This window comes from Nocardia ignorata NBRC 108230 (assembly GCF_001612905.1).
Lineage (GTDB): Bacteria > Actinomycetota > Actinomycetes > Mycobacteriales > Mycobacteriaceae > Nocardia > Nocardia ignorata.
This window is the reverse complement of record NZ_BDBI01000002.1, coordinates 371,740-372,110: the sequence shown is the minus strand read 5'-3', so window position 1 is coordinate 372,110 and position 371 is coordinate 371,740.

Here is a 371-nt window from a genome sequence, read left to right as displayed (position 1 = left end):
CCCAAACCTCGCTTCCGGAACACCCGTTCCAGGCGCTCCCCGACGACACCGGAACGCAGACGCCCAGCCAGATCCAGCGGTGGCGCCTGCGTCTCGGGTTCAATTCTCGAAATCAATCAGGCAAAAAATGTCCATAGGCACTATCTGTCGGCTCAGCCGATCTCGTTACATGGCCGAGACCATGCTTCGGACCGTCCGGCCGACCGCGCCGGTGTGCTCGTCGCAAACCATCGCACCAATCTACCGGTGCCGCTGCCCCGCAACCAACCACCTCCATAGCTGGCGGGCATCGACCCAGGTAGATCCGTCGCACCCGGTTTGCTGACTGTTCCGTGCACCTCACATCCCGACTCGCGCGGTCGGGCGCGCGA